We start from the raw sequence: 15,896 nt of genomic DNA on the forward strand, positions 1-15,896 counted from the left end.
AGCATAACGCGCCAGCAATAGCCTTTCGCTGACCGGCCTGGTTGACGTCCAAACAGCCAGGCCAGTCGCGCCTTAAGCCTCATCTTATTAGTTCCGAGATGTCAGATAGCGATGCACGGTCGTTGCATTACGTTCCAGCGAAAATTGGATCAGGCTGGTTCCATTACAGGTCAAGCCATCTTCCGCCGTCACCAGACGAAGTACTTCTCGCTTTGATCCGCCAATCAGGCCGACATTTCTGGCCAGACTGGTACGCATTACCCGTACATCGTCCATAACAATAGCTTTGCAGAAACTTGAAAACTGCGTGTCACCCACAAAGCGGTACTCTTTTTCCGGTGTCGCAGCGAAGGCACTAGCACTCACCAGCGTCGCACCCAGAATAGCGGTCAGTGTATTGCGAAGTTTCATGATGTCATCCTCAGTCGTTAATACTCAATAGTTCCAGTGCATTACCGTGACGCCTGAACCGTTATAGCGGTTGCAGGGAGCACAGGAGTTCTGCCCTGGCCCTTTTAGTTATGCACTAACGCAGGACGTTTGTCTGTTTGAATAATGTTGAGACCGGGTAAAACTTCAGTAAATCAATATGTTACCGATTGGTTAACTAAGTAAACCTTTGATTTATAAAGCTATTGCGAAAACAGTTATAACAAAAGTGAATAAGAATAACCTGATGAGGGCAAATTGTTCTAATACTTTAGTCTAATAATTGCGCAGATAATGTAATCAAATTACACATTTAACAAAAAAATAGCCATATTGATAAGTGCAACACCCTCAACACGGCCTTATTTTGTAATTTTATTTCATTATTCGTAGTCACGACCACGCTTAGTAACGATAGTGTCGATGTAAGCATGCCAGGAAGCATACCCCACCAGCGGCATCAAAATAATAAAGCCGACAAACCCGGTGACGAAGCCAATGGCCACGGCGGTGAAAATCATACCGCCCCAAATCAACATGGGTAATTTATTGACCCACACTGCGTTCACACTCGACAGCACTGCAGTGGCCAGATCAACCTTACGTTCCATCAGAATAGGCTGTGTAAAAGCAGTAATGAACAACATGACCAGCGTGAACAGACCACCAATAATTGTCCCAAGAGCCAGGAATGGCAACAGACTCTCAAAATTCTCATCCAGATATGGTGGATACAGAGCATGAATAAGTGAGGCCACACGCAACCAGAAAATCATCAGGACTAGCAATAATATCCCAAACCCCCACTCGTTGACGGCATTACGTTTCATGGCTTTCAGAGAATGAGACAGGGTGGGTTTATGATTTTTTTCGTACTCCCAGCTAATATCGTACAACCCGGCCGCGAGAAAAGGACCAATCAGCATAAAGCACACCATGGCTGGCAGGATCACCAGATGCCACCCGGTCATTTGCACCAGATACATTATCAACCAGGGAATAACGGCAAACAGCAGCCCATAGAAAAATGTGAGGCCCGGACTTCGTAACGCATCGCGCAGCCCCAGCGACAGCCATTTTATAGGATCGCCGATATCGAGCTCTTTACACGGTATAACCCGGGCTATCCCGCTCTCAGTAATGGCATTTTGCGGCGTTTCTTTAAATTGCTGTGACATAATTTTTCACCCTTGATGCTATGTCGGCCTGCCGGCACCGGCCCGTTGGCCGACGCCCCCTTCTCTTCTACGATAGACATAGAATTGCGCGTTCACAATTATTTTACATTATGTGGTTAAAAATCAACCACTAGCAAGTGTTTTAATACAGGGAAGATGCGAAGTAAGTGTAGTATCACTCTGCGAGTCCTGAAACGCGTAGTCGCAGGGGCATATTTTACGCGCTATGACCTGCTATAGTCTGCCCTGAGCAGGCATCTGGCTGTGAGCCTGAGCGGCGACAGACTTGTACGCACCTTCTCTAGTTAAAGCAGACAGGCTGGAATTGCGCAAGGTTGCCAGTGAATAACGGTGGCGAATTGCTGAGATAATGCCGCATTAAACTGCGCGAAGCGGGTGACGTTAGTGGATGTAGCACCAGTACAAGCCAGCGTAAACCGGTGACAATTGTTATCAATAACATCGTAATCTGCGTATTCATAGATCCGGCTAACCGCTCGGTCGGCCGCGCCGTTGGCAATGAGCGGTGTATGATGTTCATCACAGGCCGCATAAATTCGCGATCCCGAACGATTCGCAAGAAAACGGCGTGGTGATATCGCCCGGACCAGACCATTACCATGTCGCTCAATAATATGATCATCAACCCAGATACCGGTGTGCTGAAACACGCCATAAATGCCACAGCACACCACAGTACCATCCTGTGGTTTAACCATTGTGCTGTCCTCGCCGGGAAAATGCTTAATATGCCCGTCAGACACCTGTTTTTCGCGCGCTATTTGCGTACCTGCCCAGGCTGTCAGTCCAACCCCCAGCCATACTAAAGGTAATGCCATCGTTGTCACTCTGTTAAGGGCATCAAGCCATTCGAATCAAAACACCCCCTGTCAATATACCGGGTGTGTAGTAAGTATTTTAATTAATTGACCGGTTGTCCAGTCGGCGCGCCACAATAAATGTATGTAAACGTGTCTGTTGATAATTAGGGCTTAGCAAGTGTGGCCGTTTGCGATACTCTCACCCCTACGGAATTAAGGCAGGTATAGTATGAAAACAGTAGTGCGCTCTCATAAACTGGACAATGTGTGTTATGACATCCGTGGCCCGATTGCCGAGCAGGCCCGGAAAATGGAAGATGAGGGGCACCGGATCCTCAAACTGAACATTGGCAACCCCGCCCCTTTTGGCTTTGATGCGCCCGACGATATCCTTAAAGATGTTATCCATAACCTGCCTACATCTCAGGGGTATTCTGACTCCACCGGTATTTACGGGGCCCGGGTGGCCGTTATGCAGTACTACCAGCAAATGAACATTAAGGATATTCGGATTGATGATGTTTACATTGGTAATGGGGTGAGCGAACTCATAATGATGGCGATGCAGGCACTATTAAACCATGGCGACGAAGTGTTGCTCCCTGCGCCGGACTATCCGCTGTGGACGGCGGCCGTCAGTCTGTCTTCAGGTGCGCCGGTCCATTACCGTTGTGACGAGCAGGCTGGCTGGTTCCCGGATATTGACGACATCAAGAAAAAAATCACCAGTAAGACCCGGGCAATCGTGCTGATAAATCCTAACAACCCAACCGGCGCCGTGTATGACAAGGCGTTACTTGAGGAGGTAGTTAAACTGGCGCGGGAGCACTCGCTGGTCATCTACAGCGACGAGATTTATGACAAGATTTTGTATGACGGTACAAAACACACCTGCATTGCCTCGCTGGCTGATGATGTCTTCTGTGTGACGTTAAGCGGCTTGTCGAAAAATTACCGGGTCGCCGGGTTTCGCGCTGGCTGGCTACTGGTTAGCGGTAACAAACGTGTTGCCCGGGAATACATTGACGCACTGAATGTGCTTTCGTCTATGCGTATGTGCGCCAATGTGCCCTGCCAGAGCGCAATACAGACCGCGCTGGGTGGGTATCAGAGTATTCAGGATCTGGTGCATGATGGCGGCCGGTTAAAAATCCAGCGGGATATCGCCAGTACCATGCTGAATCAGATTGACGGCATAGAATGTGTGACACCGAAAGGCGCCATGTATTGTTTTGCGCGGGTTGATGCAAAAAAATTCAATATTACCAACGATGAGCAAATGATTTTCGATTTGCTAAGCAAAGAAAAAATTCTGCTGGTACACGGACGGGCGTTCAACCTGAACGAAGGCGTGTATTTTCGTCTGGTGTTCCTGCCCCACAGCGATATGCTGATCCCCGCCATGGAACGCATTGAGCGGTTCTTCTCGCAATACCGCCAACAGGTCTGAAGGTAAAGACGTTTGAAGCCCAAAATGAGATAACGATAACGATGAAACAAAGCACATTTTTAGCCTGGATCCTGCGCATGCCACTGATAAAGCGCTGGGCACTGATGCATACCATTAAAGGCGAAAATATTGCCGAACATTCACATCAGGTCGCGGTGATAGCGCACCTGCTTACGGTCATAAAAAACACCCACTACGATGGCGATCTGAGTGCAGAAAAAGCCGCGACCATTGCGCTGTATCATGAAATTTCAGAGACCAAGTTACAGGACGTCAACCACGTTACCAAATACCATAATCCTGAAATTACCCGTGAATTTAAAAAGCTTGAGAAGCTGTCAGAAATTGAATGCCAGCGTTCACTGCCTGACACGTTGCAGGCCATGTTTTCGGATTTGCTGATTCAGGATAATGTTGATCCCGCGTACAAAAAAATCGTAAAAGCGGCGGATCTCATCTCGGCTTACTTAAAAGCCTGTGATGAGATCCGTTTTGGTAACAGCGAATTTGAGCCGGTTAAAGCGCGCTTAAACAGGATGCTGGCCACTTTTAAAGAGGAAATGCCCGAAGTAAATCACTTTATGGATGTGTTTGCGCAAAACTGCCTGGTCAGTGTTGATGAGCTCTCCGAACAGGATCATTAACCGCGTCAACTGTCTATCGCCTTAAGAGAGTGACAAAGAGCACAACGCTTATGGATGCCGAATTTAACGCTACATCTCACCGCCACCATGACTGGGAACAGGCCTTATTTGAGCGCCGCCTGCCCCGCTCACAGTCACGGGATGGTGATCACCGTAATCCTTTTCAGCGTGATAAAGCACGGGTACTGCATTCTGCCGCTTTTCGCCGCCTGCAGGCGAAAACGCAGGTGCTGGGGGTGGGTTTAAGTGACTTTTACCGTACCCGACTAACCCATTCGCTGGAAGCCGCCCAGATAGGTACGGGTATCAGTGCGCAACTGGCGGGCAAATTCCCTGAGCTGGCCGATACCCTGGCCATCGACAGCAACCTTATCGAAACGCTCTGCCTCGCTCACGACATTGGGCACCCACCCTATGGCCATGGTGGCGAAATTGCCCTTAACTATATGATGCATGAACATGGCGGCTTTGAAGGTAATGGCCAGACGTTCAGGATCATCACGCAACTCGAACCGTATACCGCTGACCACGGCATGAATTTAAGCCGTCGCAGTATTCTGGGGCTGATTAAATACCCGAATTTCATTGATGCACTGACCAACCCGATGCTCTGTGGTGCACGGCCGGCCTCATTACGTCAGGTCAGGGCCAGTGAATGGCACCCGGCCAAAGGCTTGTTCCGCTGTGACCAGAACTTATTCAAGTGGCTGCTTGAACCCTTTTCTGATAGCGATGCAGAGCATTTCTCACGGTTTGACACGGCCGACAATAAGCATGGAAAAACCCGTTACAAATCTTTCGATTGCTCGATCATGGAACTTGCTGACGATATTGCCTATGGTATTCACGACTTAGAAGACGCCATTGTCATGCATATGGTCGAGAAGTCAGAATTTATCCAGGATGTTGCCCGCCCACTTTCAGAAATGGAAGTACCATGGCTGTCTGAACATTGCCTGACACTGACTGAGCGTTTGTTCAGTGCCCATCACCACGAGCGTAAAAATGCAATCGGTGCACTGGTGAACAGTTTTATTACATCGATTTACATTCGCGAGGTTGATGGGTTTGACCATCCGCTACTGCGTTATAACGCCAGCTTTCCGGAAACATTCGAGCAGGCACTGGGCTTATTCAAACGCTTTGTTTTCAAAAAAGTGATCTGCCGGCCTGACGTGCAAACGCTGGAATATAAAGGTCAGTTAATTGTTATGGAGCTGTTCGAGGCATTCAGTGCCGACCCTGCCCGCCTGTTACCTGACAATACTCAGCGCCGCTGGCGAACTGCTGAACAACAGGGCCAGGGGATGCGAGTTATCGCTGATTACATCTCTGGCATGACCGATGAATTCGCCTCGCGCCTGTACACCTCGCTATTTGTACCCAAGACGGGAGGCGTCAACGACAACCTGCATTTCTGATAATACAGTACGAACGCCAGCGTAAATGAAGGAAGAGCTTTCTTACCAAGGGCGATTGCCATTGCCCGCGAAACCTGCCTTGCGACTACGCACTTCAGGACTCGCTGAGTGATGATAGACTTATTCGCATCTTCCGTAAACATCGTTAATCAGGAAAATGAAATTGTTCTGGCCTGTCACCGGTCTTAATACGTAGTAAGCAGGAACCTGAAGTCCCGGTGCGCCCGTGTGCGCATAGTATCTGAAGTTGAGGAAGTTGCGTATGCCATCGCCATTTAAGCCGTCCGTGAAACTCACCGATAATGACGTGACTGACGAACGTGTCTATCGCTCCCGCCGGCGGATTCTCAAGCAATTAGGTTTTGTCGGTGCAGGCGCACTCCTCGCCTCGAGCACCCGTGCTGCCGACTGGTTCTGGGAAGATGATGAAAAGAAGTCTGCCTTTCAGCGTCAGGCGCTCACATTCGATTCGCCGGAAAAATATCAGATTGATGCCGAAAAAACGCCATACAGTAAAGCATCGACATACAACAACTTCTACGAATTCGGCACAGATAAAAGCGCGCCAGCTGAGCGTGCCCAGTCTCTTACCGTGGACCCCTGGACGTTAAAAATTGATGGTATGGTGAAAAAGCCACTGACACTGGATTATGATGATCTCTTCAAACGCTTTACCCTGGAGGAGCGCATTTACCGACTTCGGTGTGTTGAGGCCTGGTCAATGGTGCTCCCCTGGGTTGGCTTTGAACTGGGTAAACTTATCAACCTCGCTGAGCCAACCGGCAGTGCCCGCTACGTCGCTTTCGAAACACTGTACGATCCTGATCAGATGCCCGGACAGAATAACCGGTTTATGGGAGGCGGTATTGAGTACCCGTATGTTGAGGGATTACGTCTTGATGAAGCCATGCATCCGCTGACACTGATGTCGGTCGGCCTTTATGGGAAAACATTACCTCCACAAAACGGCGCCCCGATTCGCCTCACGGTGCCCTGGAAATATGGTTTCAAAAGTATAAAGTCAATTGTAAAAATCACGCTGACAGATAAACAGCCACCGACTACATGGAACCGGCTGGCCCCCGATGAGTATGGTTTTTATGCGAATGTGAACCCGAACGTTGATCATCCGCGCTGGAGTCAGGCCAGCGAACGGCGCATCACAACCGGTGGACTGTTTGCCAGAAACCGAATAGAAACCCAGTTATTCAACGGTTATCAGGAAGTCGCGCCAATGTACAAAGGCATGGATTTACGCCGGTTTTATTAATGGTTACGTTGCTCAGTAAACCGCTGCGCCTGTCGGCGCGCGTTCGTAAAAGTGTGAAAGCACTACTTCATGTTGCTGCCATTTTATTTCTGGCTGGCCTTTTTTATCTGGGCGTCACAGATCGGCTGGGGGCAGATCCGGTTGATACATTGCTGCACTATACCGGTATCTGGACATTAATTTCGTTGTTTATCTGCCTGACTCTGTCACCGTTGTCTAAACACCTGCCGTGTGGCGATCTCATGCGCTTTCGCCGCATGACCGGAATATATGCTTTTGTATTTGCCTTCTGTCACTTTCTTACCTATGCCCTGTTTGAATTGCAGCTTAATATCTCCTTGCTGGGAGAAGAAATTGTCAAACGCCCCTACATCACCGTAGGAATGGCCGCCTTACTTATTTTGCTGGCCCTGACCGCTACCTCTACCAGCAATATTCGTCGCAGAATGGGAAAGCGCTGGCAGCAACTTCACAATAGTATTTATCTGGCAATGCTCCTGGGCCTGCTGCACTTTACCTGGTCGCAGAAAACATTCTGGCAGGAGCCCGTTTTCTACTGGCTCATCGGCCTGAGCCTGCTGATACTGCGCAAAGATAAGTTTCAGCGCCTGCTTCGCCGCCGGCGGTAATGTCGCTGGACAACCAACCAACAGCACACCCACTTTTTACGAACACAAACGTGGACACCCACTGCGCATAGCAAAAATCACGATTCAGGCGGAGCCTGTCCGCAGAAACACACCCTCCTCACAGCTGCCACCGTCAGCCTGAGAAGATGCACATCCAGGACACCCACCAGCGATGGAAACAGCAGGTGGTATGTCGGATGTAATAAAGCCGTATTAAAAGCCCTGAAATCTCTAATTCGCGCATCACCACTGGCCAGCAACAATGCGGTTCACTTCACTGTTCACATTTACCGCAAAAAAACCTTGCGTAATCCCCTGACACAAACTACTGTATATATATACACTGTATTAATAAACAGGAATAACCATGCATATCATTAACAACAATATTGTTCAGCTTCCATTGCCTTTCGAAGGGTTTCCCAGTGACAATGAGGGACGTGATAAGGGCTGGTCTTATCTGTTATCTGATTCATTGGCTTTTAAAAAAGACATGGCTTACGGTATCCGTATGCAGAAACCAGACAGAGAAACGGTGCCAGTGTGGATAAAAAAACTTATCACCGCTGGTCAGTGTAAAACGATTTATGTCGAAAACCTGTCGCTGGCGCCGTCCGAAAGTGAAATGATCAGACAGTTGTGTTCGCAGCATGCAGTCGCGTTAGTAAATGTGAATAATGACGGGTGTACACCAACGAATAATGTGCTTGCCGGTCCATGGTAAGCAACACGATGTCACAGCTGCTCTGAAGTGAAAGAGGTATGTTATGCGATGCTATTGTTGTTCTGAGCTTACATTCAACAGCTGTTGTAAACCATTGATAGAGGGCATCAGGCACGCGCAATCGCCAGAGGCGCTGATGCGTTCCAGATTCAGTGCCTATTGCATTAAAGACTACGCTTATATTCTGGCGACCTACGCCCATGAGAAAAAAGCTGAGCTAACCGAACAGCAACTGGAAGAAAGCGCGAGCGGTACCCAATGGTTTGCGCTGCAGGTTGATACGCGTTCCGCCATACAATCAGAAGTTACGTTTAAAGCCTATTACTTCGCAAATGGTAAACCCGCGCAATTGCACGAGACGTCACAATTTATCATCGAGGAAGACCAGTGGCGGTACCTGGACGGCGCAATTCATGTTGATACCGGAGTTGTGAAGCTCGGTAGAAATGAGCCTTGCCCTTGCAATAGCGGTAAGAAATTTAAGCAGTGCTGCCTGAAACGCACCAACCGTTAAACTCCGTTCTTATTGTTACAATCAGCCGGATCGATTCACATAACCATTTGCCCGGCCTGTCCCCTTCCTATATCTTAAAGCTGTCCTACAGCAGAACAGTCAAATGATTACGCTGCAAAAATATAACGACGACAGGTTCAAAGGAAACAACATGCACACATTATCTAAAACACTGATTGCCGCAATAGTTGGCTTAAGTGTATCAGGTTGTATCGATGAGGCAGTCTCTACTCAGTCACATGATACTACTTCGACACAACTGACCGCTGCTGATGCCAAAGCATTTCTGGAAATAGCCCAAAACGATATTTATAAAATGCAGGTACCGGCGGCGCATGCACAGTGGAGTTATGCCACATTTATTAACTACGACACTCAGGCGGTCAGTGCTTATATGGGAGAGCAACTGTCTACAAAAGTAGCCGGATACGCCAAGGAAGCCGCCAGGTTTAATGATGTTAAGGTGGATAAGGATACACGACGTCAGCTTGAGTTGCTTAAAAACAGCCTGACAATGCCCCCTCCTGCTGATCCTAAAAAATCTGAGAGACTGGCGAAAATAGGCTCGGAACTTGATGGTATGTATGGCTCAGGGTCGTACTGCAGAACCGAAGATGACTGTCTCAGCCTGGTTGAGATGAGCAGCGAAATGGCGACGTCACGCGATGAGGCGTTGCTGCTTGAGTACTGGAAAGGCTGGCGGGAAGTATCGGTTCCCATGAAGGATCTGTACGCCGAGCAAGTTACGCTAGCCAATGAGGGCGCGAAGGAGCTGGGATTTGAGAACGTCTCTGCGTTATGGCGCGGTCAGTATGATATGCCTGCAGACGAGTTTCCGAAAGAGCTGGACAGACTATGGGGACAGGTAGAACCCTTCTATGAAGCATTGCACTGCCATGTGCGGGCAAAGTTGGGAGAGCACTACGGAACAGATGTTGTTCCGCAGGATAAAGCAATTCCGGCTCACCTGCTCGGAAACATGTGGGCGCAAACCTGGGGCAATATCTACGATCTGGTAAAGCCAGAACAGGAAATGACCGTACCTGATGTCACGGCAGCACTCAAAGCGCAGAATTATGACGAAGTGAAAATGGTTAAACAGGCTGAGTCTTTCTTCTCCTCCCTCGGTTTTGAAGAACTGCCAGAGACATTCTGGGAGCGCTCTATGTTTCAGAAGCCAGACGGTCGTGATGTACAGTGCCACGCTTCAGCCTGGAACCTGGACGATAAAGACGATTTGCGCATCAAAATGTGCATTCAAAAGACTGGCGAAGAGTTTAATGTCATTCACCACGAACTGGGCCATAACTATTACCAGCGCGCCTATAACCAGCAACCGCTGCTCTATCGCGGCTCAGCGAATGACGGTTTCCACGAAGCCATCGGCGATACAATCGCATTATCAATTACACCCAAATACCTTAAAGAAATTGGCTTAATTGATACCATTCCGGATGCGTCAAACGATATAGGCATGCTGATGCAGGTCGCACTGGATAAGATTGCCTTTATCCCGTTTGGGCTGATGGTAGACCAGTGGCGATGGAAAGTGTTAGCAGGTGAAGTCACGCCAGAGAACTACAACAAAGTGTGGTGGGAACTCCGCAACAAATATCAGGGCGTGATGGCCCCTGTCGAGCGCCCGGCTGACGCGTTTGATCCGGGTGCAAAATACCACGTGCCTGCAAACGTGCCATATACACGGTATTTCCTGGCACATATTCTCCAGTTTCAGTTCCACAAGTCGTTATGCGACATTGCCGGTGACGAAGGCCCATTAAACCGTTGCTCGATATATGGCAGCGAAAAAGCCGGTAAAGCACTGAATGACATGCTGGAAATGGGAATGAGTAAGCCCTGGCAGGATGCACTGGAAACGCTGACCGGCAGCCCCCAAATGGATGCCAGCACGATTCAGGACTACTTTCAGCCACTTAAAGACTGGTTAGATAAACAAAACCAGGGACGTCAGTGCGGCTGGTAACAAGTCTGCAATGATTTCCACAACATAAATAAACGCGGGCCTGGTCCCGCGTTTTTTATTACCTTTCCCTATTAACACACATTAGCAAACAGTATTCGCGAATACTGAGTGATCCATTATGCTGACACTCTGACGTCAACGTTTCCGGAGCTCAACTATGCCGCGATATACCCAAACTCAACTACTTATTGATAAACAGCATCTGGATAAAACCCGGCTGGAGCATAATGAGATTAGCAGCGATACACTAGGTGAAGGAGAGGTATTGCTGAGGATCAGTGACTTCGGCTTATCGGCGAATAATATTACCTACGCTGTGCTAGGGAAGATGGGGTACTGGGGCTTCTTCCCTGGTGGCAAAAACGAGGGAATAATGCCTGTATGGGGCTTCGCCGATATTATCGCCTCTGAACATCCTCAGCTCGAGGTTGGAGAGCGGCTTTACGGCTATCTGCCATTTGCCTCTCACCTTGTTGTGCGACCAGATAACGTAGACAACTACAGCTTTGTAGACACCCACCCTGAAAGAAAGAGTATTCATCCGGTCTACGACAGGTACACCCGGTGTTCAGCCGATCCAGCCTATGATCCGGACAATGAAGCCTGGCAAATGGCTTTCCGTCCGCTGTTTATGACCTCTTTTGTGCTGGATGAGTCGGTATCCGTTTTCTCAGACCATGACATTGTGATCACCAGCGCCTCCTCCAAAACAGCCTCAGGCACAGCGTGTTTACTCGCTCACAACAGACGTCAAAGACAATCCGGCTACCGTATTGTTGGTATCACGTCTGCCGCAAATCGTTCATTTACAGAGTCCCTTGGCTTTTACGACAGCGTAGTTACCTACGATGATATAACCGCCTATGAAGGAAACGCGCCGATTATTGTTCTGGATTTTGCTGGCAACAGTGATGTTTTATTCAGGCTACAGGCCCACTGTGCTGAAAAATTCAGGACATTGTGGATGATAGGCGCAACAGACTGGGATGCGCGCTCCGGTGGACGTCCCGACGGTGTCGATGCCAGTCTGTTTTTTGCGCCTGAGCATGTCTCGAAGCTTCAGAGCCATTGGGGCACAAAGCAATTTATGCAGCGCTACGCAGACGCGTGGAAAACATTTTCTGAGAACGTACTTGACCAGTACCATGTTACTCGTCTCAGTGCGGACACGGCAGCGCAGAAGACCTATCTTGCGCTACTCAACGGCTCATCTGCACCAGACGATATACTTATAATGCAATGGCAAAGGTAAATTAATGCCGCATACAAACGCTATCTGTGCAGTTTCGTAGTAAGAGAGAGGATATGTTTAAGCCTTTCGGCTTAGCGAAACCAGGACTGCGTGAATGCGCTGTCCATGTCGTCAAAGGCATTCTTCAGTAGCGTTGCCAGCTCCATATAACGCGGTCGGGATCTGGCCGCGGTAACTTTACAGCCCTGCAGCCGCATTTTCGCATGGATGTCCTGATACCACTGGCGCAAAGAAGGCGGTAACTGCTGATTTGCCCGGTGACCAAGCCATAGCAGGCCCTGAACAGGTATGCTCATAAAAAACAAACCGATTGCAATGATTTGAGGCAGGTAGGATTGTCCTTGCGTATTAAATAATACCGCGCAGGCCAGGATAGAGACAGGTGGCATAACCTTCATTGCGAAACGGGTACCCGCAATGACTCTGCACTCTGGGAACAGCGCATACAGCTCTTTTTTCATGGGCCAGGTTTTTAAATAATCCTGACCATCCTTTAACAATGTCATAAAGGGTTGGGCCATTGCCTCTGCTCCAGTTACATCTTAGGTTGAAACGCACCGCTCTTCTGGATGTGTAGTCCTGTAATGTCTTATACGTCTTTGTTCGCATTATAGCTTAGTTATCGACACAAGTGACATTCATCTGAGATAAAGGCATCATATTAATTGGCATCCACAAAGTTATCCGGGCTACATAGTTGAAATTAGCTTCTAAAAGCCCCAACTAGATTGCATCTTAAATTCATCAAGTCTGGTCCATAGCGGACCACTACGAGCGGAGAGTAAAATGGCAGAAAGCAGACATGTTCGTCTTCTTATTCTAGGATCTGGTCCAGCGGGATATTCCGCCGCGGTTTATGCGGCGCGGGCTAACCTTGAACCTGTACTGCTAACCGGCATTCAACAGGGTGGCCAGCTAACCACGACCACCGATGTTGAAAACTGGCCCGGTGATCCTGAAGGCCTGACAGGGCCGGATCTTATGGTTCGCATGCAAAAGCATGCAGAAAAATTCGATACTGAGATAATTTTTGATCATATTAATAAAACTGATCTGAGCAAACGCCCTTACACGCTGTATGGCGACAGCGGAACGTATACGTGTGATGCGCTGATTATTGCAACCGGAGCATCTGCCAAGTACCTTGGTCTGGAGTCTGAAGAGGCCTTTATGGGTAAGGGCGTATCGGCGTGCGCTACCTGTGATGGCTTTTTCTACCGCAATCAAAAAGTGGCGGTTGTCGGCGGCGGTAATACTGCCGTTGAAGAGGCGCTGTACCTGTCCAATATTGCGTCTGAAGTCCATGTTATCCATCGTCGTGAAGAATTCCGTAGTGAAAAAATTCTTGAGAAACGGCTGCGTGACAAAGCAGAAAATGGCAACGTCGTACTGCATCTGAACCGTACCCTCGACGAAGTCCTTGGCGATGAGATGGGTGTGACCAAAATTCGTATTAAGGATACCCAGAGCGACGCAACCGAAGAGCTGGATATCATGGGTCTGTTTATTGCCATCGGCCATAAACCCAATACCGACATCTTTGACGGTGAGCTCGACATGAAAGACGGGTACATCACGGTAAACAGTGGGTTACAGGGCAATGCCACGCAAACCAGCGTGCCTGGCGTGTTTGCCGCAGGTGATGTTTCTGACCATGTTTATCGTCAGGCGATCACCTCGGCCGGCACCGGTTGTATGGCGGCCCTGGATGCAGAAAAGTATCTTGACGGTCTGAACGACGATTAACGTCCGAATGGCGGGGCACCTGCCCCGCTTATCACCACGACCTATGGCCATTGCGCTTCCCTTTCTTGGGCAACATTCCCCCTTTCCGGCTGTAACGACTGCACTGGCAGAGCCAAATGGCTTACTGGCATACGGTGGCGATCTCAGTGTCGGCAGGCTTTTATCTGCCTATTCACAGGGTATTTTTCCCTGGTACAGCGAGCTCGAGCCGATTTTGTGGTGGTCCCCCTGCCCTCGGGCAATTATTGAACTGGACAACTTTCATGCGTCGCGTTCACTGCGCAAACTTGTACGTCAAAAGCAATATAGGGTGACCATGGATCATGCGTTTGCCGACGTCATTGCTGCCTGTGCGTCCGTCCCGAGACAGCTCCCTGGTGAGGAAGGTGGATATCAGGATACCTGGATTACAAAAGAGATGAAGCGTGCCTACAATGACCTGCATGACGCAGGTTTCGCGCATTCTGTCGAAGTGTGGGATGAAAGCACGCTCGTTGGCGGCCTCTATGGGGTAGCAATCGGACAGGTCTTTTGTGGCGAGTCAATGTTTCATTGCGCTGACAATGCATCAAAACTGGCGATGTATGCGCTGGTCAGGCACATGCAAACGCACAACCTGGCGTTTATTGATTGTCAGATGCCGACCCCTCACCTGTCATCACTGGGCGCAACGACGCTTTCCCGTTCGACTTTTATTGCAAAATTAGCTCAGCACAACCACACTTTAGATCCTAAAGGCAACATTCTCTCAGGCTACAGGACGAGCTGGAGGCGAGGAGATATCACGCCGTGAAGTTTGGCATAACACAGTCATTTTCCTGCAGTTACCTGCCTGATGAGCAGGAGCAGTTACTCGTATTCGCGGGGCAAACCGAACACTTACCCTGGCGATACGGACAACTCATTCAGTTGGGATTCAGGCGCAGCGGCGAACAGGTTTATCGCCCACACTGCCCAAGCTGTCAGGCGTGCCAGTCTGTTCGGGTACCCGTCAGGGAATTTCGCTATTCCCGCAGTCAGAAACGCTTACACAACCGCAATAAGCATTTCTCACGGTTACTCAACACTCAGATCAGAGACAGCTACTACCCCTTGTACGAACGCTACATCAACGCACGGCACAAAGATGGCGCGATGTATCCGCCAAGCCGAAGCCAGTTCGACAATTTTATTCATTGTCAGTGGAAACCACCGCTTTTTCTGGAAGCCTGGCATGATGATAAGCTTATTGCCGTGGCTGTGACCGACAGTATTGATATTGGCGAAGAGCAGCATGCCCTGTCGGCACTGTATACGTTTTTCGACCCGGACTACGAAGCTCACTCCATTGGCACCTGGATGATCCTCTCTCAGGTTGAAACTGCCCGGGAACTGAAGCGCGACTATCTGTATCTGGGTTATCAGGTCGACGGGTGCCAGAAGATGGCCTATAAACAGAAGTTTCAGCCTTTTGAGAGCTTTATTAACAACAAATGGCAGCGATTTGATAAAAAAAGCGCTGTCAATCTTTACACGCCGCCCGATATTGGTTAATGTTCGCGCGACAAAAATTTTGAATTACTGAGGTAACTGCTTTACATGGCGAAAGAAGATTGCATTGAAATGGAAGGCGTGGTGCTCGACACCCTGCCTAATACTATGTTCCGCGTTGAACTGGAAAACGGTCACGTGGTGACTGCGCATATTTCCGGAAAAATGCGTAAAAACTATATCCGAATCCTGACCGGTGACAAAGTCACTGTAGAAATGACGCCATACGATTTGACCAAAGGTCGTATCGTATACCGCGCCAGATAATGCGCCAGTAAGCGGTAACACGCACAAAAAAAAGCCC

The 15,896-nt window shown here is 49.1% G+C and carries 17 protein-coding genes; 13 read left to right on the forward strand and 4 right to left on the reverse strand.

All coding sequences use genetic code 11. The features are described 5' to 3' along the window. Positions 1 to 87: 87 nt before the first annotated feature. The 3 genes from IE054_RS12040 to IE054_RS12050 all read right to left on the reverse strand — a co-directional run bounded on the left by IE054_RS12040 (position 88) and on the right by IE054_RS12050 (position 2,446). Complete coding sequence (locus tag IE054_RS12040; protein ID WP_189406712.1) at positions 88 to 411, reverse strand: DUF3718 domain-containing protein; 324 nt, start codon at positions 409 to 411, stop codon at positions 88 to 90. Between the two features lie 401 nt (positions 412 to 812). Beyond that, entirely contained in the window at positions 813 to 1,607 is a 795-nt protein-coding gene (locus IE054_RS12045; protein WP_189406714.1) for a DUF2189 domain-containing protein, read from the reverse strand. A 305-nt stretch (positions 1,608 to 1,912) separates the two neighbouring features. Continuing rightward, the gene (locus tag IE054_RS12050; RefSeq protein ID WP_189406715.1) at positions 1,913 to 2,446 is read right to left on the reverse strand and encodes a hypothetical protein; all 534 of its coding nucleotides are present in this window, start codon (positions 2,444 to 2,446) and stop codon (positions 1,913 to 1,915) included. Between the two features lie 211 nt (positions 2,447 to 2,657). On the opposite strand from IE054_RS12050, the gene IE054_RS12055 reads away from it, so the two are divergent. The 9 genes from IE054_RS12055 (at position 2,658) to IE054_RS12095 (ending at position 12,316) form a co-directional block, all read left to right on the forward strand. Further along, positions 2,658 to 3,878 (forward strand): pyridoxal phosphate-dependent aminotransferase, encoded by a 1,221-nt coding sequence (locus IE054_RS12055; RefSeq protein ID WP_189406716.1) that lies wholly within the window; start codon positions 2,658 to 2,660, stop codon positions 3,876 to 3,878. A 41-nt stretch (positions 3,879 to 3,919) separates the two neighbouring features. After that, on the forward strand, positions 3,920 to 4,522 hold the full coding sequence (gene yfbR / locus IE054_RS12060) for a 5'-deoxynucleotidase (protein WP_189406717.1): 603 nt from the start codon (positions 3,920 to 3,922) through the stop codon (positions 4,520 to 4,522). Between the two features lie 50 nt (positions 4,523 to 4,572). Then, positions 4,573 to 5,943 carry an anti-phage deoxyguanosine triphosphatase gene (locus IE054_RS12065; protein ID WP_189406718.1) on the forward strand — a complete coding sequence of 457 codons (1,371 nt, stop codon included), beginning with the start codon at positions 4,573 to 4,575 and terminating at the stop codon, positions 5,941 to 5,943. A gap of 262 nt (positions 5,944 to 6,205) precedes the next feature. Next, on the forward strand, positions 6,206 to 7,213 hold the full coding sequence (msrP, locus tag IE054_RS12070; RefSeq protein WP_189406719.1) for a protein-methionine-sulfoxide reductase catalytic subunit MsrP: 1,008 nt from the start codon (positions 6,206 to 6,208) through the stop codon (positions 7,211 to 7,213). Then, positions 7,213 to 7,842, forward strand: coding sequence for a protein-methionine-sulfoxide reductase heme-binding subunit MsrQ (gene msrQ, locus IE054_RS12075; protein WP_189406720.1), 630 nt, complete (start codon positions 7,213 to 7,215; stop codon positions 7,840 to 7,842). The genes msrP and msrQ overlap by 1 nt, the downstream gene beginning before the upstream one ends. 367 nt (positions 7,843 to 8,209) lie before the next feature. Further along, complete coding sequence (locus tag IE054_RS12080; RefSeq protein WP_189406721.1) at positions 8,210 to 8,566, forward strand: deoxyguanosinetriphosphate triphosphohydrolase; 357 nt, start codon at positions 8,210 to 8,212, stop codon at positions 8,564 to 8,566. Positions 8,567 to 8,609: 43 nt separating this feature from the next. After that, the gene (locus IE054_RS12085; protein ID WP_189406722.1) at positions 8,610 to 9,080 is read left to right on the forward strand and encodes a YchJ family protein; all 471 of its coding nucleotides are present in this window, start codon (positions 8,610 to 8,612) and stop codon (positions 9,078 to 9,080) included. 151 nt (positions 9,081 to 9,231) lie between these two features. Continuing rightward, the gene (locus IE054_RS12090) at positions 9,232 to 11,064 is read left to right on the forward strand and encodes a M2 family metallopeptidase (RefSeq protein WP_189406723.1); all 1,833 of its coding nucleotides are present in this window, start codon (positions 9,232 to 9,234) and stop codon (positions 11,062 to 11,064) included. 157 nt (positions 11,065 to 11,221) lie between these two features. Next, positions 11,222 to 12,316 (forward strand): DUF2855 family protein, encoded by a 1,095-nt coding sequence (locus IE054_RS12095; RefSeq protein ID WP_189406724.1) that lies wholly within the window; start codon positions 11,222 to 11,224, stop codon positions 12,314 to 12,316. Between the two features lie 71 nt (positions 12,317 to 12,387). Here the strand turns inward: IE054_RS12095 and yfbV are convergent, their stop codons facing one another. Continuing rightward, positions 12,388 to 12,837: a terminus macrodomain insulation protein YfbV gene (gene yfbV / locus IE054_RS12100; protein ID WP_189406725.1), complete on the reverse strand. Its 450-nt coding sequence runs from the start codon at positions 12,835 to 12,837 to the stop codon at positions 12,388 to 12,390. 265 nt (positions 12,838 to 13,102) lie between these two features. Between yfbV and trxB the strand changes: the two genes are divergently transcribed. From trxB to infA, 4 genes are read left to right on the forward strand one after another with little or no spacing between them, the layout of a single operon-like run. Beyond that, the gene (trxB, locus tag IE054_RS12105) at positions 13,103 to 14,062 is read left to right on the forward strand and encodes a thioredoxin-disulfide reductase (RefSeq protein WP_189406726.1); all 960 of its coding nucleotides are present in this window, start codon (positions 13,103 to 13,105) and stop codon (positions 14,060 to 14,062) included. Between the two features lie 43 nt (positions 14,063 to 14,105). Beyond that, entirely contained in the window at positions 14,106 to 14,855 is a 750-nt protein-coding gene (gene aat / locus IE054_RS12110) for a leucyl/phenylalanyl-tRNA--protein transferase (protein WP_189407016.1), read from the forward strand. Next, on the forward strand, positions 14,852 to 15,595 hold the full coding sequence (locus tag IE054_RS12115; protein ID WP_229805121.1) for an arginyltransferase: 744 nt from the start codon (positions 14,852 to 14,854) through the stop codon (positions 15,593 to 15,595). Before aat ends, IE054_RS12115 begins: the two co-directional genes overlap by 4 nt. Positions 15,596 to 15,640: 45 nt before the next feature. Beyond that, positions 15,641 to 15,859: a translation initiation factor IF-1 gene (gene infA, locus IE054_RS12120; protein WP_189406727.1), complete on the forward strand. Its 219-nt coding sequence runs from the start codon at positions 15,641 to 15,643 to the stop codon at positions 15,857 to 15,859. The last annotated feature ends 37 nt before the right edge of the window (positions 15,860 to 15,896 follow it).

This window comes from Alteromonas halophila (assembly GCF_014651815.1).
Classification (GTDB): domain Bacteria; phylum Pseudomonadota; class Gammaproteobacteria; order Enterobacterales; family Alteromonadaceae; genus Alteromonas; species Alteromonas halophila.

What these genes read in the sequence shown, in the direction of transcription:
- IE054_RS12040 (WP_189406712.1), bottom strand. Translation starts at nt 411, where the DNA reads ATGAAACTTCGCAATACACTGACCGCTATTCTGGGTGCGACGCTGGTG.
- IE054_RS12045 (WP_189406714.1), bottom strand. Translation starts at nt 1,607, where the DNA reads ATGTCACAGCAATTTAAAGAAACGCCGCAAAATGCCATTACTGAGAGC.
- IE054_RS12050 (WP_189406715.1), bottom strand. Translation starts at nt 2,446, where the DNA reads ATGGCATTACCTTTAGTATGGCTGGGGGTTGGACTGACAGCCTGGGCA.
- IE054_RS12055 (WP_189406716.1), top strand. Translation starts at nt 2,658, where the DNA reads ATGAAAACAGTAGTGCGCTCTCATAAACTGGACAATGTGTGTTATGAC.
- yfbR (WP_189406717.1), top strand. Translation starts at nt 3,920, where the DNA reads ATGAAACAAAGCACATTTTTAGCCTGGATCCTGCGCATGCCACTGATA.
- IE054_RS12065 (WP_189406718.1), top strand. Translation starts at nt 4,573, where the DNA reads ATGGATGCCGAATTTAACGCTACATCTCACCGCCACCATGACTGGGAA.
- msrP (WP_189406719.1), top strand. Translation starts at nt 6,206, where the DNA reads ATGCCATCGCCATTTAAGCCGTCCGTGAAACTCACCGATAATGACGTG.
- msrQ (WP_189406720.1), top strand. Translation starts at nt 7,213, where the DNA reads ATGGTTACGTTGCTCAGTAAACCGCTGCGCCTGTCGGCGCGCGTTCGT.
- IE054_RS12080 (WP_189406721.1), top strand. Translation starts at nt 8,210, where the DNA reads ATGCATATCATTAACAACAATATTGTTCAGCTTCCATTGCCTTTCGAA.
- IE054_RS12085 (WP_189406722.1), top strand. Translation starts at nt 8,610, where the DNA reads ATGCGATGCTATTGTTGTTCTGAGCTTACATTCAACAGCTGTTGTAAA.
- IE054_RS12090 (WP_189406723.1), top strand. Translation starts at nt 9,232, where the DNA reads ATGCACACATTATCTAAAACACTGATTGCCGCAATAGTTGGCTTAAGT.
- IE054_RS12095 (WP_189406724.1), top strand. Translation starts at nt 11,222, where the DNA reads ATGCCGCGATATACCCAAACTCAACTACTTATTGATAAACAGCATCTG.
- yfbV (WP_189406725.1), bottom strand. Translation starts at nt 12,837, where the DNA reads ATGGCCCAACCCTTTATGACATTGTTAAAGGATGGTCAGGATTATTTA.
- trxB (WP_189406726.1), top strand. Translation starts at nt 13,103, where the DNA reads ATGGCAGAAAGCAGACATGTTCGTCTTCTTATTCTAGGATCTGGTCCA.
- aat (WP_189407016.1), top strand. Translation starts at nt 14,106, where the DNA reads ATGGCCATTGCGCTTCCCTTTCTTGGGCAACATTCCCCCTTTCCGGCT.
- infA (WP_189406727.1), top strand. Translation starts at nt 15,641, where the DNA reads ATGGCGAAAGAAGATTGCATTGAAATGGAAGGCGTGGTGCTCGACACC.